This is a genomic window from Sphingopyxis sp. H073, from assembly GCF_001468395.1.
Lineage (GTDB): Bacteria > Pseudomonadota > Alphaproteobacteria > Sphingomonadales > Sphingomonadaceae > Sphingopyxis.
The window spans coordinates 326,790-345,089 of record NZ_LNSG01000004.1; the positions used below are offsets into that span (position 1 = coordinate 326,790).

Below are 18,300 nucleotides of genomic sequence, written 5' to 3' on the forward strand. Positions count from 1 at the left end.
ATCGGAGGTGGATATTGTGATCCCCGGCGAAAGCCGGGGCCCAGAGCGGCAAAAAGCCAGTCTTGTGTGAGAATTCGCTGGGCCCCGGCTTTCGCCGGGGATCACAAAAGGATGTCCGCTCTCCACCCCAAGCCGCCCTCCACCAACCCCGTCAAAGCCCCTTCCCTTTCCGCGCCTCCCGCGCCACGGTGAGCCGATGACCGCCTTCGCCTATATCGCCGCCGCGCTGGCCGAGATTGCCGGGTGCTTCGCCTTCTGGGCGTGGCTGCGGCTGGACAAGTCGGTCTGGTGGCTGGCGCCCGGAATGGCGTCGCTGGCGCTGTTCGCCTACCTGCTCACGCTCGTCGACGCCGACCATGCCGGGCGCGCTTACGCTGCCTATGGCGCGGTCTATATCGTCGCGGCGCTGCTGTGGCTGTGGGCGGTCGAGGGCGCGCGGCCCGACCGGTGGGATGTGATCGGGGCATCGATCTGCCTGGGCGGAGCGGCGATCATCCTGTTCGGGCCAAGGGGGACCGCGGCATGAGCTATGCGATCGACGCGGTCCTGACCGGCAAGGCACGCTCTTTTCGTGGCGACGAGACAAGCGCAATAGCCAAGATGCCGGTGGATGGGGCGCTGCGCGTCGGCCTGCTCGGTATCGACGGCGACGAACAGGCCGATCTGACGGTGCATGGCGGCGTCGACAAGGCGATCCACCATTATCCGCGCGATCATTATGACTGGTGGGCGGGGGAACTGGGCGATCATGCGCTGCTCGGCGCGCCCGGCGCGTTCGGCGAAAATATCTCGACCGAGGGGCTGATCGAGAGCGAAGCCCGCATCGGCGACCGCTACCGGATGGGAAGCGCGCTCGTCGAGATCAGCCAGGGACGCCAGCCGTGCTGGAAACTGGGGCACCGTTTCGGGATCGCGACGGTTCCGGCGACGGTCGTCACGACGCGGCGCAGCGGCTGGTATTATCGGGTGATCGAGGAAGGTAGCGTTGCAGCGGGCGACGCGCTGGCGCTGGTCGAGCGGCCGCTGCCCGAGTGGAGCGTCGAGCGGGTCTTTCACCTGTTGGTCGGCGGTGCGGGAAAGCGCGAGCCGGAGGAGTTGAGGGCGCTGGCCGCGATGGATGCGCTCGCGACGAGCTGGCGCGCGCGGGCGGAGAAGCTACTAGGCTGATCCTCCCTGTCGCGCAGCGATGGGGAGGTGGCAGCGCCCTTCGACTGCCTTGCAGGCGCTCAGGATAAACTTCGCCCTTGGCGAAGCGCTGACGGAGGGGCACGTGGCTCGATATTGCGGCCCCTCCACCGCCTTCGGCGGTCCCCCTCCCCACGGCTTCGCCGCAGGGAGGATTTGCTATTTTTCGTCGGGCAGCGCGTCCTCGACCAGCGGCGCAAGCCCCTCGACCACGATCTTCACCCCCTTCGCGTTGGGATGAATATGGTCGCCAAGCATCAGATCGGGCTTGCCCACGACATTGTCGAGGATGAACGGGTAAAGGCTCGCGCCATATTTCGCGGCAAGTTCGGGATAGATCGGATTGAATTTCTTTGCATATTCCGGCCCGAGGTTTGGCGCGGCAACCATGCCGGTCAGCACCACCGGGATATCCCGCTTCTTGAGTTCCGCCAGCATCGCGTCGAGGTTGGCCCGCGTTTGCGCCGCGTCGATCCCCCGCAGCATGTCATTGCCGCCGAGCCCAAGGACGACAAGCGCCGGTTTCGCCTTCGCATTGTCGAGAACATAGCTCAGCCGCTGGCGGCCTGCTGCGGTCGTATCACCCGAGACACCGGCGTTCTGCACGCGCGCCGCGACGCCGTCCTCCGCCAGCGCGGCCTGAAGCTGCGGCGCGAGGCCCTCCTTCGGGCCCAGCTGGTAACCGGCGTAGAGGCTGTCGCCGAAGGCGATCACAAGCGGCGCGTTCGCCGGGATCGCCGCGACCGCCCTCGTATCGCCCTTGTCGTTCGTCGATGCCGCCGGCGCATCCGCCGAGCCGCACGCGGCAAGCGGTTGGCAAAGCGCGATAACGCAACCATATATCAAGGCGGAGCGCCATCCGGCGGTTTTCATTCCAAAGGGTTCCTTCTTGTCCGACACCGAACGACCATCGCCTCACTTGGCGATCGCCGCCCATAATGTGACGCTGACTTTGGGGAGCGACAAGGCCCCGGTCGAAATTTTGCGCGGGGTTGACCTGGAGGTCGAAGCGGGCAACTCGGTTGCGCTGCTAGGGCCCTCGGGATCGGGCAAAAGCTCGCTGATGGCGGTGCTCGCGGGGCTCGAACGCGCGAGCGGCGGAACGATCCGCGTCGCCGGGCTCGACTTCGGTGCGATGGACGAGGACGATCTCGCCAGGGCGCGGCGCGGGCGGATCGGCATCGTGCTGCAAGCGTTCCACCTGCTGCCGACGATGACCGCGCTCGAAAATGTCGCGGTGCCGCTGGAGCTGGCGGGAATCGACGATCCGTTCGGCAAGGCGCGGGCGGAACTGGAAGCCGTCGGGCTCGGGCATCGCCTGACCCATTATCCGGCGCAGCTTTCGGGCGGCGAGCAACAGCGCGTCGCCATTGCGCGTGCAATGGCGAGCAGCCCGGCGATCATCTTTGCCGACGAACCGACGGGCAATCTCGACACCGCGACCGGCCAGTCGATCATCGAACTGATCTTCGCGCGCCGCGCGGCGTTGGGCGCGACGCTGCTGATCATCACCCACGACCCCGACCTTGCCGAACATTGCGACCGCGTGGTCGTGATGCACGACGGGCGTATCGAAGAGCGGACCGCCTGAGCGTGTTACCGCTCGCGACCCTCTGGCGGATCGCACGGCGCGACCTCGCGACGCGCATCCGCGGGCTTCGTTTGCTCGCGGTGTGCCTGTTCCTGGGCGTTGCGACGCTCGCGGCGATCGGCAGTCTGACGAGCGGGATCACCTCCGAGCTCGAACGGCGCGGGCAAACGATCCTTGGCGGCGACATCGAATTCAGCCTTCCCCAACGCGAGGCGAGCGCCGAAGAAATGGCCGGCTTCCGCAGCATCGGAGCGCCCTCGGCCACCGTGCGACTGCGCGCGATGGCGAACGCGCCCGGCGGCGATGCCCTGCTGTCCGAGTTGAAGGGCGTCGACGGCGCCTATCCGCTTTACGGCACGATGCGGCTGGAGAGCGGCGCGCGCAAGGGCGCGCCGCCCGCCGGATCGATCTGGATCGGCAAGGATCTCGCCTCGCGGCTGGGCCTGAAGGTCGGCGGCGCGGTGAAGTTCGGCGAGAAGAGCTTCAAAATCGACGGCATCATTGCCGAGGAACCCGACCGGCTGGGCGAAGGCTTCACGCTGGGGCCGGTGGCCATCATCGGGCTCGGCGACCTGCCCGCGACGCAGCTAATCCAGCCGGGCAGCCTCTATGAGAGCAAATATCGCGTGCGCCTGCCCGCGAGCGCAAACCCCGACGCGGTCGGCAAGGCGCTGAGCGAGCGCTTCCCCGACGCAGGCTGGGACATCACCGACAGCAGCAACGGCGCGCCGGGAACGCGGCGCTTCATCGAAAGGATGGGGCAGTTTTTGTCGCTGGTCGGGCTTGCGGCGCTAGTGATCGCGGGGATCGGCGTCGGCAACGGCGTCGCGAGCTACCTTGCGGGCAAGCGCCCCGGATTGGCGACGCTGAAGGTGCTGGGCGCCGACAGCGCGGTGGTGCTGCGCATTTACGGCCTGCAAATTCTCGCCGTCGCCGCGGCTTCGATCACCGCGGGACTGGTCGTCGGCGCGCTGATGCCGAGCCTGATCGGCGCGGTCGCGGGCGACGTGCTGCCGGTGCGGCCGGGCTTTGCGCTCTATCCGCTGCCTTTGATCGTGAGCGCCGCCTATGGCCTGCTGATCGCGATCGCCTTTGCCCTGCCGCCGCTTGCGGCGACGCGGCATGTGCCCGCGGCGGGGCTCTATCGCGCGACGGTCGACGGCGGCGCGCGGATCGACCGGCGAACCATCGTTTCGGTCGGCGCGGCGCTGGCGGCGATCATCACCTTGGCGGTCGGGACCGCGCGCGAGCCCTTGTTCGCGCTGTCCTTCATCGGCGCGGCAATCGGCCTGCTGCTGATCCTTGTCGCGCTCGGCTGGCTGGTGCGGCGCACGGCGAGCCGGGTGCCGCGGCCGAAGCGGCCGTTGCTGCGGCTTGCGGTCGCGAACCTGCACCGGCCCGGCGCCGCGACCGGTGCGCTGGTTGTGGCGTTGGGGCTGGGCCTGACGCTGTTCGTAACGCTCGCGGCGATCCAGACCAGCATCACCGCCGAAATCGCCCGCACCGTGCCGCAACGCGCGCCGAGCTTCTTCGTGCTCGACATTCCGCGGGGCGATGCACCGAAATTCCGGTCGATGATTGTCGATGCCGCGCCCGATGCGCAGGTCAACATGATCCCTGCGCTGCGCGGCAGCGTTACCGAGTATAAGGGCCAGCGCGTCGACGAACTCGCCGAGCTGCCCGAGGGCGCATGGGTGCTGCGCGGCGACCGTGGGCTGACCTATAGCCCCGTCCTGCCGAACGGCAGCGAGCTGGTCGGCGGAAAATGGTGGGCGGCCGACTACAAGGGGCCGCCGCTGGTCAGCGTCGAGCAGGAGGTCGCGGCATCGCTCGGGCTCAAACTCGGCGACACGCTGTCGGTCAATGTGCTGGGGGTCGAGGTGCAGGCGAAGGTCGCATCGTTCCGCACCGTCGAGTGGGACAATTTCGGGCTCAACTATGTGCTCGTCTTCTCGCCGGGCACGTTCGACGCGGCACCGCATAATATGGTCGCGACCGTAGCCGTCCCGCCGAAGGCCGAGGTCGAGCTGGCGCGCAGCATTCCGCGGGCCTTTCCATCGGCGTCGCTCATTCAGGTGCGCGATGTCGTGTCGCAGGTGACGACTTTGCTCACCCAGATGAGCCAGGCGATCGCCGCGGCGGCGAGCATCGCGATCCTCGCCGGCATCGCGGTGCTGATCGGCGCGATTGCGGCAAGCCGCGAGCGGCGCGTGTACGACAGCGTGATCCTGAAGCTGCTCGGTGCGACGCGCGGCCAGATATTGGGCGCGCAGGCTATGGAATATGCCGTGCTGGCCGGCATTCTTGCGCTGCTGGCGCTGGGCCTTGGGCTGGCGGGGGCGTGGTATGTCGTGACGCAGCTCTTCGACTTCCGCTTCGCGCCCGATCCGCTGATCGTCGGGCTGACGCTGGTCGGCGGCGCCGGGCTGTCGTTCGTGATCGGGATTGCGGGAAGCTGGCCATTGCTTTCGGTGAAGCCCGCGCAGGCGCTGCGCAGCCTCTAGTTCAGCAGACGGACGAGCGCGGAGATGCCGGCGGCGCCAAGGACGACCGCGACGATGCTGCGCCAGACCGGCACCGGTACGCGGCCAAAGAGGCGGGTGCCGACCTGGTCGCCCAGCACCATCGGAATGAAGAGCAGCAGCGCAAGGGTAAAGAGCTTGCCCGTCGCGAGACCCAGCCACAGCGATGCGCCGGTTCCCGCGATCGCGGTCGCGAAGAAGACAAGCATCATCGACGCGCGCGCGGTCGCGGGCGCGATACGCTGGCGGAGATAGAAGGGCACGACAGGCGGTCCCGGCATCGCGGCGAAGCCAGTCAGGATGCCCGACGCGACGCCGGTGGCGCCGATTGCGCCCCGGCCCGGCTTATGCCCGTCGGGATGCTGCGGCATGAGGATCAGCAGGAACGCGCCGATCGCGATAATCGCGATCAGCAGCCGCGCGACGTCGGGGGTGGCGGCCTTGAGCGCGAGCATCCCGAGCGGGGTCGCCAGCATCGCGAGCAGCGCGATCGGCACCGCAGTGCGGCGGTCGGCGTTGTCGGCGATGCGGCGAAATCCGACGGGGCCGATCAGCAGTTGCAGGATGATCCCGAGCACCACCGCCTGCCCCGGCGGCATCAGCATGCCGAGCAGGGGGACGAGGATGATCGCCATGCCGAAACCGGTGAGGCCGCGTACGAACGCCGCGCCGAAAGTCATCGCCGCCGCACCCGCGAAGGTCAGCGGCGCGAGGCCGACGAGGTGGAGAATTCCGTTCACCGCGTGGCGCCCTTCGGCCCGATCGTCACCAGCCACACATCGGGCGGGGTGTTGAAGCGGAGCGGCAAGATGCTCGTCCCGAGCCCTGCACCGACGAACAGCCGCTGACCCTTGTCGGTCATGTCGCCGCACGCGAAACGGCTCCCGTAGCGCGAGACATAGGTCAGCGCGCCGATCACCGGCAGGCGGATCTGCCCGCAATGCGTATGCCCCGCGAACACCGCCGCGACGGGGCGATGGATATCGGGAACGATGTCGGGGCTGTGCGAGACGATGACCGGCACGCCCGGCCCGAGCGCATCCATCGCGGCGAGCGTCTTCGGGATATCGTCATGGCCCGTATAATCGTCGTCGACCCCGCCGACGATAAGCGGGCCGCGCTTCACCGCCTCATTCTGGAGGACGCGAAGCCCCTGCTTCTCGAGCGCGCCGCGCAGCGCATCGGGCCGGAACCAGTGATCGTGATTGCCCGGCGCAACGACGACGCCGAGGGGCGCCTTGAACCGGCCGAGCGGGGCGACGATTTCGGCGGGCGTGTAGATGTGGGTCGCGGTGCGCTTTTCGCTGACCAGATCGCCCGCGATCAGCACCAGGTCGGGCTTCAGTCGATTGAGCCCGTCGACAATCCGCGCGAGCCGTTCGGGCGGCATATCGGGCCCGGCAACATGCGTGTCCGAAAGCAGCAGCACCCGCAGCGGTGCCTGCCACGCAGGCCAGTCGGCGACCGCGACCGCCGCCGAGCGGACGACGGGGTCGCGGGTCGAGTTCCAGTAGCCGCTCGCGAGGATCGCGACGCCGAGCAATGCCAGAAGCGCGGCCCAGCGCCGCCATCGCCGCCGCGGTTTCGCCCTCAATCCTTGAGGTCCGGCGGGGTGGCCTCACCCTTCAGCATCGCGACCGCCTCGGCGAGCGGCATGATGCGCTGGCCGTCCTGCCCAAGCGTGCGGATCGCGACGGTGCCTTCTTCGGCCTCGCGCTTGCCGACGACGAGCAGATAGGGAACCTTCTGCAGGCTGTGCTCGCGAACCTTGTAGTTGATCTTCTCGTTGCGCAGATCGGCCTCGACGCGCACGCCCGCGGCTTCGAGTTGCGCCACCGCATCCTTCGCATAGTCGTCGGCGTCGGAAACGATCGTCGCGACCACCGCCTGCACCGGCGCGAGCCAGGTGGGGAAGCGACCGGCGAAATGCTCGATCAATATGCCGATGAAACGCTCGTAAGTGCCGAGGATCGCGCGGTGGAGCATCACCGGGCGATGGCGCTCGCCATCTTCGCCGATGTACGAGGCATCGAGGCGTTCGGGCATCACGCGGTCGGACTGGATCGTCCCGCACTGCCACGTCCGCCCGATCGCATCGGTCAGGTGGAATTCGAGCTTGGGCGCATAGAAGGCGCCCTCGCCCGGAAGCTCTTCCCAGCCATAATCGTCGTTCGCCATGCCGGCGCGTTCGACGGCCTCGCGAAGCTCCTGCTCGGCCTTGTCCCACATCTCCTCGGTGCCGAAGCGCATGTCGGGGCGCAGCGCGAGCTTGACCGCATATTTCTCGAACCCGAGCTGCTTGTAGACGCGGTCGAGAAGCTGGCAGAAATCGCGCACCTCCTCGACGATCTGGTCCTCGCGGCAGAAGATATGGCCGTCGTCCTGCGTGAACTGGCGGACGCGCATGATGCCGTGGAGCGCGCCGTGCGGCTCGTTGCGGTGGCAGCAGCCCATTTCGGCCATGCGCAGTGGCAGGTCGCGGTACGACTTGATCCCCTGGCGGAAGATCAGGACGTGCGCAGGACAGTTCATCGGCTTCAGCGCCATCCACTCGGCGTCGTCGGACACCAGCGGGCCGTCGTCCTCGATATTCGGAACCTCGTCGGGGATGACGAACATATTCTCGCGATATTTGCCCCAGTGACCCGACTGCTCCCACTGGCGCGCGTCCATCACCTGCGGAGTCTTGACCTCCTGATAGCCGGCACCGTCGATCGCGCGCCGCATATAGGCCTCGAGCTCGCGGTAGATGCGATAGCCCTTCGGGTGCCAGAAAACGCTGCCGTGCGCCTCTTCCTGCAGGTGGAAGAGATCCATCTCGCGCCCGATCTTGCGATGGTCGCGCTTCGCGGCCTCCTCCAGCCGGACGAGATGCTCGGCGAGCTGCTTCTTGTTGAGCCAGCCGGTGCCATAGATGCGGCTCAATTGCGCATTCTTCTGGTCGCCGCGCCAATAAGCGCCCGAGACGCGCGTCAGCTTGAACGCCGCGGGGTCGAGCTTGCCCGTCGATGCGAGGTGCGGGCCGCGGCACATGTCCATCCAGCCGTCGCCGGAGCGATAGACGGTGAGTTCCTCGCCTTCGGGCAGTTCGTGCGCCCATTCGGCCTTGAAGGTTTCGCCCTCCGCCTGCCACTTGGCGATCAGCTTGTCACGCTCCCAAACCTCGCGCGTCAGCGGAAGGTCGGCGGCGATGATCCGGCGCATCTCCTCCTCGATCAGCGGCAGTTCGTCGTCGCGGAACGCACCATGTTCGGCGGTCGGCGCGAAGTCGTAATAGAAGCCGTCGTTCGTCGATGGCCCGAAAGTGATCTGCGTGCCCGGGAACAGGTTCTGCACCGCCTCCGCCAGCACATGTGCATAGTCGTGGCGCACGAGTTCGAGCGCGTCGGCCTCGTCGCGGCTCGTCACCAGCGCGAGGTTCGTGTCTTCCTCCAGCGGGCGCATGATGTCGCGCAGCTCGCCGTCGACCTTCGCGGCGAGCGCGGCCTTCGCGAGGCCGGGTCCGATATCCGCTGCAATCTGCGCCGGGGTAGTCCCGCGCGCGACTTCTCGGGCAGAGCCATCGGGAAGGGTGACGCGGATCATCTGGGACATGGAAAGATCGGCCTTTCTGGCGGGGTAAAGAGCGCCCCTTTGCCAGCATGCGATATGGGCGGCAAGGGCGCTGTTCGCAACGGTCGCCGGGCGCTCTACGGGCTGCGGCAGGCGCGCGCCCCGACCCGATGGCGTGCCGCCGATCGAGACGCAAAGGCAAGTGGACGGAGCATCCTTGTCATTATGTCAACGTCACTTGACTTTACAGACGCAGTAATGTAAAGCTGACTTGTCTATCAGATAAGGAAGTTTGACATGCCCCAGAAGGCTGCAAAAATCGAAACCGGCCTTGCGGGTCGCCACCCCGCCTTGTGGGCGTTCGCCTTCGCGGCGGCGATGGCCGCCATCGCCTATTGCGAGCATCGCGGCTTTCTGGGCGGTTGGCGTTCGCTGCCTTTTGTTGCAGCGGCGACGCTGTTTCTCATTCCACTGACGAAGGCGGCGAACAATCGGCAAGCCGCAGCAGGCGCGTTGTCGCCGGCGACACGGCGATATAATCGACGCTTGTTGATCTGGTCCCTCGGTTATGTCCTGTGTCTGGGCATAGCTATGACCGTTCGCAACTATCTCCATCCGCAAGGCGCCCTGCTGTGGGGGATCGCCGTCCTGCCTTCGGTGCCTATGATCTTCTTCGTGTGGACGTTGGCGCGCTATGTGGTCGAGGAAGAGGATGAATACCTGCGCTATCGCCAGACCAGCGCCGCGCTGATCGGCCTTGCACTCGTCCTTCTGGCCGGTACGCTGTGGGGCTTTCTGGAAACATTCGGCATTGCCCCGCATGTGCCCGCCTGGTGGGTGGTGCCGGTCTGGGCGATCGGTCTGGGGCTGGGCCAGATGATCATGACATCGGCCGACCGGCGCGCGGGCCGCACATGAAGAACCGCCTGAAAGTGCTGCGCGCCGAGCGTGACTGGAGCCAGCAGGATCTCGCCGAGCGGCTGGAGGTGTCGCGCCAGTCGGTCAACGCGATCGAGACCGGCAAATACGACCCCTCGCTCCCCCTCGCCTTTCGCATCGCCGACCTTTTCGAAATGCGGATCGAGGAGATTTTCCAGCGCGACTGAACGGCAACCTTGCTCCCCCGCCGCCGCCCCGCTAGGGCGGCGGCAGCCGGAAAGGAGCCGTCCCGCCATGTTCAAGCGCCTGTTCGTCGATCACCCGAAGAGCGTCGACGAGAATTATCTCGAGCATTTCGGCGTTGCATCGAAATTCGGGGTGACGATGATCTATGGCGGCCTTTGCGCGCTGGTCCACGCGGTGGTTCCGGGCTGGTGCATCACCACCGGCAGCGACACGATCCAGCGGCTGAACAAGATCATGGTCGAACAGCGGCGCGCCAAGGGGCAGGCCGTGATGCAGATGAGCACGATCGACTGGGTCATCTGATCCGCGTGCTCCCGCTCCCTTATGGCTCAACTGAATCTCCGCTCGTGTCGAGCGAAGTCGAGACACCCATCGGGACAGCGCGAGGCCGAAGGGCATCTCGACTTCGCTCGATGCGAACGGGATTAGACAATGACTGACCCGATCGCCCCCGATTATCTCGACCGTTCGGGCCGTCCGCGGCTCGCCTATCGCCATGTCGCAGGCCGCGGACCGACGATCGTCTTCCTGCCGGGCTATATGTCCGACATGGCGGGCGGCAAGGCGACCGCGCTGTTCGACTGGGCGGCGACCGAGGGTCAGGCATGCCTGTTGCTCGACTATGCCGGATGCGGGCAGTCGGACGGGCTGTTTGCCGATCAGACCCTGCTCGACTGGCGCGGCGATGTGCTCGACCTGATCGACGCAAAAGTCGAGGGCGCCGTGCTGATCGTCGGATCGTCGATGGGCGGCTGGTTGATGCTGCTGACCGCGCTCGCGCTCGTGCAGCGAGACGGGTATGCGCGCGTCGCGGGGCTCGTCGGGATCGCGGCGGCGCCCGATTTCACCGACTGGGGGTTCAGCGACGCCGAAAAGGCCATCATCCTCGCCGAGGGAGCGCTGGTCGAGGAAACGCCCTACAGCGACCAGCCCTATGTGACGACGCGCGGCTTTTTCCAGTCGGGCGAGGCGAACCGGCTGCTCGGCGCCGAAATCCCCCTCACCTGCCCGGTGCGATTGCTCCACGGGCAGGAGGATGGCGACGTGCCGCCTGACATCAGCCTGCGCCTGTCGGCCGCGCTGGCGAGCGAGGATGTGCAGGTGACCCTCGTCAAGGGCGGCGACCACCAGCTATCGCGCGATACCGACATCGCGCTTCTGATCGACACCGTCGCGCGTCTGGCGACCCCGAACTAGAGGACAGATATGGCCCGCAGCGATTTCAAGTTCAGCGTCAGGAAGCGCGTCCGCTATGCCGAGATCGACGCGCAGGCGGTGGTGTTCAACAGCCGCTATCTCGAATATTTCGATATCGGGATCACCGAATATTGGCGCGCGGCGGGGGTGTATGACCGCTGGCCCGCGAACGACAGCCCCGAATTCCACGTCGCGCGCGCCGAGGTCGATTACAAGGTACCGATCCTGCTCGACGAGGAAATCGACATCTGCGTGCGCTGCTCGCGCGTCGGGCGAAGCTCGATGACCTTCCTGTTCGAACTGCACGGCGCGGGCAAGGACGACCTGCGTGCGACGGGGCTGGAGGTCAGCGTCCATGTCGAGGAAGCGCAGGGGGCGACCGCGCCGGTGCCCGATGAATTCGTAAACTTGTTCGAAGCGTTTGAAGGTCGGCCGCTTCGTGCCTAATATAGGCGCATGACCAAATATCTTCACACGATGATCCGCGTGACGGATCCAGACGCCACCGTCGATTTCTTCAAACTGATCGGGCTGGAAGAAGTGCGTCGCTTCGATAACGAGGGTGGCCGCTTCACTTTGATCTTCCTCGCCCCGCCCGGCCAGGCGGGGGTCGCAGAGGTCGAGCTTACCTACAACTGGCCGCCCGAAGATGGCAGCGCGCCCGAAGCCTATGGCGGCGGGCGCAATTTCGGGCATCTCGCGTACCGCGTCGACGACATCTATGCGACTTGCCAGCGGCTCATGGACGCCGGCGTGACGATCAACCGGCCGCCGCGCGATGGGCATATGGCGTTCGTCCGCTCGCCCGATGGCATTTCGATCGAGCTGCTGCAGGACGGCCATTTACCGCCGCAGGAACCCTGGGCGTCGATGCCGAATACGGGAAGCTGGTAAGCGTGGCCAAGGCGGAGCATGGTCTGCTCCGTCTTGGAAGCATGAGGCCGGCGAAACAGAGGAGAGACGCGTGAGCGCGCTGGAAATCGTCCGCATCCCCGTCCTCAGCGACAATTATGTCTGGCTGGTCCACGACCCCGACAGCAAAGCGACGATGGTCGTCGATCCGGCGGTCGCCGATCCGGTGCTGGAAGCGGCGAGCGCGCGCAGCTGGACGATCACCGACATCTGGAACACCCACTGGCACCCCGACCACACCGGCGGCAACGCGGCGATCAAGGAAGCAGCCAAGGCATGGGGCGGCTGTACGATTACCGGGCCTGCGGCGGAATTTGCGCGCATCCCGACACTCGACGTGCAGGTCAAGGGCGGCGACCGCGTGATGCTGGGCGCGCACCTTGCCGAAGTGTGGGACGTTCCGGCGCATACCGCCGGGCACATCGCCTATCATTTCGCGCAGGACGAGGCGATCTTCGTCGGCGACACAATGTTCGCGATGGGATGTGGCCGCCTGTTCGAGGGCACCGCCGAGCAGATGTTCGCGAACATGCAGCAATTCGCTGCGCTCGACGATGCGACGCGCGTCTATTGCGCCCACGAATATACGCTGTCGAACGCGCGTTTCGCGGTGACCGTCGACCCGGACAACGGCGCGCTCGTCGACCGGCTGGCGGCGGTCGAAGCCGCGCGCGCGGCCGGCGAGCCCACGGTCCCGACGACCATCGGCGCCGAGCGCGCAACGAACCCCTTCCTGCGCGCACCCACGGCGGCCGAGCTGGGGCGCATCCGCGCACTGAAGGATGCGGCGTGACGCCACGGCTTAAGTCTCCGTTCATTTCCAACATGTCAGCATCGCTAATGCTGCAAGGAGCAGAATCATGAAGGCGATTGGCGCCGCAGCCCTGATCATGCTCGCCAGCCCGTTGATCGCGAGCTGTGCGCCCTCGGGAACCGCCGCTCCCGGGGCGGCCGCGCTGACGCCGAAGCAGGCCGAACGGCTCGACAGGCAACTCGCGGGCAAGGCCCCCGGCGAACCGGTCCGATGCCTGCCGAATTATCGTACATCGGAAACGATCCGCGTCTCCGATTCGATCCTGCTCTATCGCTCCGGCGGCAAGCTGGTCTATCGCAACGATCTGAAAAGCGCCTGCCCGGGGCTTGCCCGCGACAGCGACATCATGGTCGTCGAGCAGTTCGGATCGTCGACCTGCTCGGGCGACTTTTTCCACCTCGTCGACCGGTCGAGCGGCATCCGCGGTCCGACGTGCGTGTTCGGTGATTTCGTCCCCTATCGCAAACCGGCGGGGGACGGGGGCTGAGCCACGAGGCTCGGTCGCAGGCGGGGCGCCGGTATGCGCCGAGCTCTTCGGGTCGCACCCCCGCCTGCACCTTGATCGATGGTCACCCCCCGTACAGGGCGGCGATCTTGTCCTCGTAAACCTGCCGCAGGATGTGGCGGCGGATTTTCATCGACGGCGTCATCTGTTCATTCTCGATCGTGAAGGGTTCGTCGGCGAAGTCGAACTTGCGCACCTTTTCGATCACCGACAGCTGTTCGTTGACGCGGTCGACCGCGGCGCGAACGGCGGCGCGGAACTTCTCATGCTCGCGGAGCAGCTTGAGGTCTTTCGGCAAGCCCTGCGCTTCGGCCCATTCGGTCGCCCATTCGGGGTCGGGCACGAGGATACCGACCAGATGCGGACGCTTGTCGCCATAGACCATCGCCTGCAGGATTTCGGGCTGGAGCGTCAGCATTCCCTCGACGCGCTGGGGCGATACATTGTCGCCCTTGTCGTTGACGATCAGATCCTTCTTGCGGTCGGTGATGACGATGCGGCCCTTTTCGTCGATATGACCGATATCGCCGGTGTGCAGCCACGGCCCCTTGTCGGGCTCGGCGGGATCGGGGACCAAAACGCGCTCGGTCTCGGGCTTGTTACGCCAATAGCCCTTCATCACCAGCTCGCCGCGCACGAGGATTTCGCCGTCGTCGGCAATTTTCACTTCGGTGTTCATCAGCGGCGGGCCGACGGTGTCCATCTTGAGCCCCACCGACGGGCGGTTACAGCTGATCACCGGCCCCGCCTCGGTCTGGCCATAGCCTTGCAGCAAGGTCAGCCCGATCGAATGGAAGAAGACGCCGATCTCGGGGTTTAGCGGCGCGCCGCCCGAGACGAGCGCCTTCATCCGGCCGCCGAAGCGCTGCTGGATCTTCGGGCGGAACAGCTTGTTGAGCAGGATGTCGACCGGGCGGTCGAACACCCCCATGCGGCGCTCATAATCCTTTTCGCCGACGCGCAGCGCTTGCCCCAGCATCCAGTTCGCGAGCTTGCCCTGCTTCTCGACCGACTTGATCATCCGCGCGCGGATCACCTCGAACAGGCGCGGCACGACGACCATGATCGTCGGCTTCGTCTCTTCGATGTTCGAGACGAGCTTCTCCAGCCCTTCGCTGTAGTAGATTTGCGCCCCGACCATGATCGGCAGGAACTGTCCGCCCGAATGCTCATAGGCGTGGCTGAGCGGCAGGAAGGACAGGAACACCTCCTCGTCGCCGATCCCGAAGTCGTTGACGAGCACTTCCGCGGCCCCCGCCGCATTGTGGAGGATCGCGCCATGATGCTGCATCACGCCACGCGGCGCGCCACCGGTGCCACTGGTGTAGATAAGGCAGGCGGTATCGTCGCGCGTCATCGCCTGCCCACGCGCCTCGAAGTCGGCGCGATACGCCTCGCCGCCCGCAACAAGCGGCTCCCAGTCGAGCACCTGCACATCGCCCTGCTGGCCGACGCGCATGTTCTCCATCGTGATCACGGTCTTGACGTTCGAACGCAGCACCGCGGGCATCAGCACGCGCGCGAGTTTCGCGGTCGAGACGATCACCGCACTCGCGCCGCTGTTGTCGAGGATATGCTGGTGATCGCGCTCGGTATTCGTGGTGTAGGTGGGAACCGTGATGCAGCCCGCCGCCATGATCGCAAGGTCGGCGATGCAGAATTCGGGGCGGTTCTCGCTGACCAGAACGACGCGGTCGCCGTCCTTCAGTCCCAGCTCGCGCAGATTGTGCGCGAGCGCCGAGACCTGGTTCGCGACCTGCCGCCAGCTCAGCGGGTGCCACGTCCGGTCGGCCTTGCGCCACAGAAACGGATCTTCGCCGCCGCGCCCCGCACGGTCGAAGAACATCGCGACCAGACTCGGGAAATGGTCGAGATGAGGGTTTACGAGCTTCATGCCTTCGTTTCTCCCGGGAGTGTCATTGGTGTTCTTGTCGTTGTTGGCAGGGTCTTAGCCCTGCGGCGGCGCGCCATCCACTGCCGATGTTCCGGGTCCGCGCGGATCGGCCGCGCCCTGCCAGCCCTTGTCGGTCCGCTCGACCGCGTTCAGTTTCGAGCCGAGATCGGTCGCGGTGAAGCTGTAGCCAAAGGGTTTCATCTTCGCGGCAATCGCCTGCCCCGCCGCATTATTCTCGATCACGACCCCGCGCTGGCCGAAATAGAGATTGGGTAGCTCCATCGCCGACTTGGCGTCGAGGCCCCAGTCGAGCACGCCGATCAGCGTCTTGGTCACGTGCATGATGATCCGCTTGCCCCCCGCCGAGCCGACTGCAAGCACGACCTTCCCGTCGGGGCCGTAAACGATCGTCGGTGACATCGAGGACAAGGGGCGCTTGCCCGCCTGGACGCGGTTCTGTGTCGGGATGCCGTCTTTTGCAGGCGCGAGGTCGAAGTCGGTGAGTTCGTTGTTCAGGAAATAGCCGTTCGCCATCAGCTGGCTGCCGAAGATGCTTTCGACGGTCGAGGTCATCGAGACGACGTTACCTGCCGCGTCGACCGCCACGAAATGCGTCGTTCCCTGCTCCTTGACCGGCGGTGCCTCGGCGCGCGGTTTAGCGCCCGGCGGCGCGCCGGGTTCGTAGCGACCGGCCGCGCCGAAAGGCGAAATGAGCTGGCGGCGCTCGGCAAGATAGGCCTTGTCGAGCAGCCCCTTCACCGGGACATCGACGAAATCGCTGTCGCCGAGATAGGCGGCGCGGTCGGCATAGGCGAGCTGCATCGCCTCGGCGAGCAGGTGCCAGCTCATCGGATTGTCCTTGCCCATCGCCTTCATGTCATAGGCTTCGAGCATCCCGAGAATGCCGAACACCGTCGTTGCGCCCGACGAGGGCGGTCCCATGCCGCAAACCTTGTAGATGCGATAGGTGGTGCAGACCGCAGGGCGTTCCTTTGCCTTATAGGCGGCGAGATCCTTGAGCGTCAGCTGGCTGGGGTTGCGCGGCGCCTTCGCGACCGCATCGCTGATCGCCTTGGCATTGGCGCCCGTGTAAAAGGCCTCGGGGCCGCGCGCGGCGATGTCGCGCAGGATCGCAGCATAGGCCGGGTTTTTGATCGTCGTGCCGACCGGCGCGGGCTTGCCGTCGACATAATAGATCGCGCGCGCCGCCGGGAACTCCTTCCACATCGGCTCGAACTGCACGAGCCAGCTGTTGAGAGCGGGCGTGACCTGATAGCCTTCCTCGGCAAGTTTGATCGCGGGCTGGAAAAGCGCCTTCCACTCGAGCTTGCCCCATTTCTTGTGCGCCATTTCCATCAGGCGGACGTTGCCGGGAACGCCGACCGACAGGCCGCCGGGGATGACGTCCATATAGCCGCGCGGCTTGCCGTCAGGGCCGAGAAAGCGGTCGGGCTTCGCCGCGGCGGGCGCGGTTTCGCGGCCGTCGATCGTCGAGATGCTGCCGTCGCCCGCGTTGTGATAGACCATGAAGCCCCCGCCGCCGATGCCGCTCGACTGCGGCTCGACAAGGGTCAGCACCGCGACCATCGCCACAGCCGCGTCGGCGGCGCTACCGCCCTGATGCAATATTTCGCGCCCCGCCTCGGTCGCGCGGGGATCGGCAGACGAGGTGACGCCTTGTGCGGCGGCGAGCGACGGGATGGCGAGGAGGAAAAAGCTGGCAGCAGCGAGGAGTCGTTTGATCATGCGCGCGACATTGGCGCGCGGCTCAATTCAGTGCAACCCTAACACGATCCTCCCTGTGGCGAAGCCCTGGGGAGGTGGCAGCCCAACGGGCTGACGGAGGGGCTTTGACGCTGCCCCTCCACCGCGCGCTACGCGCGCGGTCCCCCTCCCCATCGCTTCGCGACAGGGAGGATTATTCCCCTGCCCCGACTGCATCGGCAACGCGCGCGAAGCCATCGCGCGCCGCAAGCCTTTCAAGACCGCTTGCGATGCGCGCCGCAAGCCCCGGCCCTTCATAAACCATCGCCGAATAGATCTGGATCAGGCTGGCGCCGGCACGGATGCGGTCCCATGCCTGTTCGGGCGAGGCAATGCCGCCGGCGGCGACCAACGGCAGCTTGCCGCCGCTCGCGCTGCGGAAATCCTTCACACGCTGGAGCGCGAGTTCGGCAAGCGGGGCGCCCGACAGGCCGCCCGCTTCCCCCGCGTGGCGCGAGGCGAGCGGTGGTCGCGCGATCGTGGTGTTCGAGACGACCACCGCCGCGAGCCCCTTTTCGAGGGCAACCGCGACGATGTCATCGATGTCGGCAGGCTCGAGGTCGGGCGCGACCTTCAGGAAAACCGGCTTGGCCGCGTCCACGGGTTGCGCGGCAGCGACGCCGTCGAGCAGCGCCTCTAGCGCCCCCTTGTCCTGCAGCGCACGGAGCCCCGGCGTGTTCGGCGACGAAATATTGACCGTCAGATAATCGGCGAGCGGCGCCATCGCCGCGGCGCCCTTCGCATAGTCGGCGATGCGATCGATGCTGTCCTTGTTTGCGCCGATATTGATCCCAAGCGGTACCGGCAGGCCGTACCGGCGCAGACAGGCAATGCGTTCGGCTGCCTTTTCCTGCCCGCCATTGTTGAAGCCCATGCGGTTGATCACCGCGCGATCCTCGACCAGCCGGAACAGGCGCGGGCGCGGATTGCCCTCCTGAGGCAGCGGCGTCAGCGTCCCCACCTCTACGAAACCGAAGCCGAAATGCGGCATCGCGTGCGCGACGCGCGCATCCTTGTCGAAGCCCGGCGCGAGGCCGACGGGGTTCGGGAAATGCAGGCCCGCGAGTTCGGTCGCGAGCACCGTGCTGGTCAGCGCATGGCGCGCGCGCGGCAGCGGCTGGAGCGCGTTCAGCGTCAGATTATGCGCGGCTTCTCCGTCTGTCGCGTGAACAAGCGGACGGACGAGCGCATAGGCGGCATCGGCGGCGGAAGCAAAGAGCGACATGGCCCGCCATTGCG

At 66.4% G+C, this 18,300-nt stretch carries 19 protein-coding genes; 12 read left to right on the forward strand and 7 right to left on the reverse strand.

The genetic code is table 11. The features are described from left to right. The first annotated feature begins 196 nt into the window (after nucleotides 1-196). Complete coding sequence (locus tag ATE64_RS09615) at nucleotides 197-526, forward strand: YnfA family protein (protein WP_058455358.1); 330 nt, start codon at nucleotides 197-199, stop codon at nucleotides 524-526. Further along, complete coding sequence (locus tag ATE64_RS09620; protein WP_058455359.1) at nucleotides 523-1,167, forward strand: MOSC domain-containing protein; 645 nt, start codon at nucleotides 523-525, stop codon at nucleotides 1,165-1,167. The genes ATE64_RS09615 and ATE64_RS09620 overlap by 4 nt, the downstream gene beginning before the upstream one ends. Nucleotides 1,168-1,344: 177 nt before the next feature. Here ATE64_RS09620 and ATE64_RS09625 read toward each other — a convergent pair whose 3' ends face one another. Next, the gene (locus ATE64_RS09625) at nucleotides 1,345-2,058 is read right to left on the reverse strand and encodes an arylesterase (RefSeq protein WP_082657733.1); all 714 of its coding nucleotides are present in this window, start codon (nucleotides 2,056-2,058) and stop codon (nucleotides 1,345-1,347) included. Nucleotides 2,059-2,074: 16 nt separating this feature from the next. Between ATE64_RS09625 and ATE64_RS09630 the strand changes: the two genes are divergently transcribed. Together ATE64_RS09630 and ATE64_RS09635 are read left to right on the forward strand one after the other, a co-directional pair. Continuing rightward, entirely contained in the window at nucleotides 2,075-2,776 is a 702-nt protein-coding gene (locus ATE64_RS09630; RefSeq protein WP_058455360.1) for an ATP-binding cassette domain-containing protein, read from the forward strand. 2 nt (nucleotides 2,777-2,778) lie between these two features. Continuing rightward, complete coding sequence (locus ATE64_RS09635) at nucleotides 2,779-5,280, forward strand: FtsX-like permease family protein (RefSeq protein ID WP_197410147.1); 2,502 nt, start codon at nucleotides 2,779-2,781, stop codon at nucleotides 5,278-5,280. On the opposite strand, the gene ATE64_RS09640 is transcribed toward ATE64_RS09635, so the two are convergent. The 3 genes from ATE64_RS09640 to thrS are packed head-to-tail and all read right to left on the reverse strand — an operon-like array spanning nucleotide 5,277 to nucleotide 8,892. Beyond that, nucleotides 5,277-6,038: a sulfite exporter TauE/SafE family protein gene (locus ATE64_RS09640; protein WP_082657734.1), complete on the reverse strand. Its 762-nt coding sequence runs from the start codon at nucleotides 6,036-6,038 to the stop codon at nucleotides 5,277-5,279. The two genes, ATE64_RS09635 and ATE64_RS09640, sit on opposite strands and share 4 nt — an antisense overlap. After that, entirely contained in the window at nucleotides 6,035-6,892 is an 858-nt protein-coding gene (locus tag ATE64_RS09645) for a metallophosphoesterase (RefSeq protein WP_058455361.1), read from the reverse strand. The genes ATE64_RS09640 and ATE64_RS09645 overlap by 4 nt, the downstream gene beginning before the upstream one ends. Continuing rightward, nucleotides 6,889-8,892, reverse strand: a complete 2,004-nt coding sequence (thrS, locus tag ATE64_RS09650; protein WP_058455362.1) for a threonine--tRNA ligase — start codon at nucleotides 8,890-8,892, stop codon at nucleotides 6,889-6,891. The genes ATE64_RS09645 and thrS overlap by 4 nt, the downstream gene beginning before the upstream one ends. A gap of 336 nt (nucleotides 8,893-9,228) precedes the next feature. On the opposite strand from thrS, the gene ATE64_RS09655 reads away from it, so the two are divergent. The 8 genes from ATE64_RS09655 to ATE64_RS09690 all read left to right on the forward strand — a co-directional run bounded on the left by ATE64_RS09655 (nucleotide 9,229) and on the right by ATE64_RS09690 (nucleotide 13,385). Further along, nucleotides 9,229-9,768: a hypothetical protein gene (locus ATE64_RS09655; protein WP_156416494.1), complete on the forward strand. Its 540-nt coding sequence runs from the start codon at nucleotides 9,229-9,231 to the stop codon at nucleotides 9,766-9,768. Beyond that, on the forward strand, nucleotides 9,765-9,956 hold the full coding sequence (locus tag ATE64_RS09660) for a helix-turn-helix transcriptional regulator (protein WP_056348973.1): 192 nt from the start codon (nucleotides 9,765-9,767) through the stop codon (nucleotides 9,954-9,956). The genes ATE64_RS09655 and ATE64_RS09660 overlap by 4 nt, the downstream gene beginning before the upstream one ends. Nucleotides 9,957-10,023: 67 nt before the next feature. Beyond that, nucleotides 10,024-10,278 carry a DUF6356 family protein gene (locus ATE64_RS09665; RefSeq protein ID WP_058455364.1) on the forward strand — a complete coding sequence of 85 codons (255 nt, stop codon included), beginning with the start codon at nucleotides 10,024-10,026 and terminating at the stop codon, nucleotides 10,276-10,278. 129 nt (nucleotides 10,279-10,407) lie between these two features. After that, entirely contained in the window at nucleotides 10,408-11,172 is a 765-nt protein-coding gene (locus tag ATE64_RS09670) for an alpha/beta hydrolase (RefSeq protein ID WP_058455365.1), read from the forward strand. A gap of 9 nt (nucleotides 11,173-11,181) precedes the next feature. Beyond that, a complete protein-coding gene (locus tag ATE64_RS09675; RefSeq protein WP_058455366.1) occupies nucleotides 11,182-11,619 on the forward strand; it encodes a thioesterase family protein in 438 nt (145 codons plus the stop codon). 9 nt (nucleotides 11,620-11,628) lie between these two features. After that, nucleotides 11,629-12,066 (forward strand): VOC family protein, encoded by a 438-nt coding sequence (locus ATE64_RS09680; protein WP_058455367.1) that lies wholly within the window; start codon nucleotides 11,629-11,631, stop codon nucleotides 12,064-12,066. Nucleotides 12,067-12,136: 70 nt separating this feature from the next. Next, nucleotides 12,137-12,877 (forward strand): hydroxyacylglutathione hydrolase, encoded by a 741-nt coding sequence (gene gloB, locus ATE64_RS09685; protein WP_058455368.1) that lies wholly within the window; start codon nucleotides 12,137-12,139, stop codon nucleotides 12,875-12,877. Between the two features lie 67 nt (nucleotides 12,878-12,944). Next, the gene (locus ATE64_RS09690; RefSeq protein ID WP_058455369.1) at nucleotides 12,945-13,385 is read left to right on the forward strand and encodes a hypothetical protein; all 441 of its coding nucleotides are present in this window, start codon (nucleotides 12,945-12,947) and stop codon (nucleotides 13,383-13,385) included. A gap of 82 nt (nucleotides 13,386-13,467) precedes the next feature. On the opposite strand, the gene ATE64_RS09695 is transcribed toward ATE64_RS09690, so the two are convergent. The 3 genes from ATE64_RS09695 to ATE64_RS09705 form a co-directional block, all read right to left on the reverse strand. After that, nucleotides 13,468-15,297 carry an AMP-dependent synthetase/ligase gene (locus ATE64_RS09695; RefSeq protein WP_197410148.1) on the reverse strand — a complete coding sequence of 610 codons (1,830 nt, stop codon included), beginning with the start codon at nucleotides 15,295-15,297 and terminating at the stop codon, nucleotides 13,468-13,470. Between the two features lie 54 nt (nucleotides 15,298-15,351). Then, a complete protein-coding gene (gene ggt / locus ATE64_RS09700; RefSeq protein ID WP_058455370.1) occupies nucleotides 15,352-17,043 on the reverse strand; it encodes a gamma-glutamyltransferase in 1,692 nt (563 codons plus the stop codon). Between the two features lie 172 nt (nucleotides 17,044-17,215). After that, nucleotides 17,216-18,286: a quinone-dependent dihydroorotate dehydrogenase gene (locus ATE64_RS09705; protein WP_058455371.1), complete on the reverse strand. Its 1,071-nt coding sequence runs from the start codon at nucleotides 18,284-18,286 to the stop codon at nucleotides 17,216-17,218. Nucleotides 18,287-18,300 lie beyond the last annotated feature (14 nt).

What these genes read in the sequence shown, in the direction of transcription:
- ATE64_RS09615 (WP_058455358.1), top strand. Translation starts at nt 197, where the DNA reads ATGACCGCCTTCGCCTATATCGCCGCCGCGCTGGCCGAGATTGCCGGG.
- ATE64_RS09620 (WP_058455359.1), top strand. Translation starts at nt 523, where the DNA reads ATGAGCTATGCGATCGACGCGGTCCTGACCGGCAAGGCACGCTCTTTT.
- ATE64_RS09625 (WP_082657733.1), bottom strand. Translation starts at nt 2,058, where the DNA reads ATGAAAACCGCCGGATGGCGCTCCGCCTTGATATATGGTTGCGTTATC.
- thrS (WP_058455362.1), bottom strand. Translation starts at nt 8,892, where the DNA reads ATGTCCCAGATGATCCGCGTCACCCTTCCCGATGGCTCTGCCCGAGAA.
- ATE64_RS09655 (WP_156416494.1), top strand. Translation starts at nt 9,229, where the DNA reads ATGGCCGCCATCGCCTATTGCGAGCATCGCGGCTTTCTGGGCGGTTGG.
- ATE64_RS09660 (WP_056348973.1), top strand. Translation starts at nt 9,765, where the DNA reads ATGAAGAACCGCCTGAAAGTGCTGCGCGCCGAGCGTGACTGGAGCCAG.
- ATE64_RS09665 (WP_058455364.1), top strand. Translation starts at nt 10,024, where the DNA reads ATGTTCAAGCGCCTGTTCGTCGATCACCCGAAGAGCGTCGACGAGAAT.
- ATE64_RS09670 (WP_058455365.1), top strand. Translation starts at nt 10,408, where the DNA reads ATGACTGACCCGATCGCCCCCGATTATCTCGACCGTTCGGGCCGTCCG.
- ATE64_RS09675 (WP_058455366.1), top strand. Translation starts at nt 11,182, where the DNA reads ATGGCCCGCAGCGATTTCAAGTTCAGCGTCAGGAAGCGCGTCCGCTAT.
- ATE64_RS09680 (WP_058455367.1), top strand. Translation starts at nt 11,629, where the DNA reads ATGACCAAATATCTTCACACGATGATCCGCGTGACGGATCCAGACGCC.
- ATE64_RS09690 (WP_058455369.1), top strand. Translation starts at nt 12,945, where the DNA reads ATGAAGGCGATTGGCGCCGCAGCCCTGATCATGCTCGCCAGCCCGTTG.
- ATE64_RS09695 (WP_197410148.1), bottom strand. Translation starts at nt 15,297, where the DNA reads ATGAAGCTCGTAAACCCTCATCTCGACCATTTCCCGAGTCTGGTCGCG.
- ggt (WP_058455370.1), bottom strand. Translation starts at nt 17,043, where the DNA reads ATGATCAAACGACTCCTCGCTGCTGCCAGCTTTTTCCTCCTCGCCATC.
- ATE64_RS09705 (WP_058455371.1), bottom strand. Translation starts at nt 18,286, where the DNA reads ATGTCGCTCTTTGCTTCCGCCGCCGATGCCGCCTATGCGCTCGTCCGT.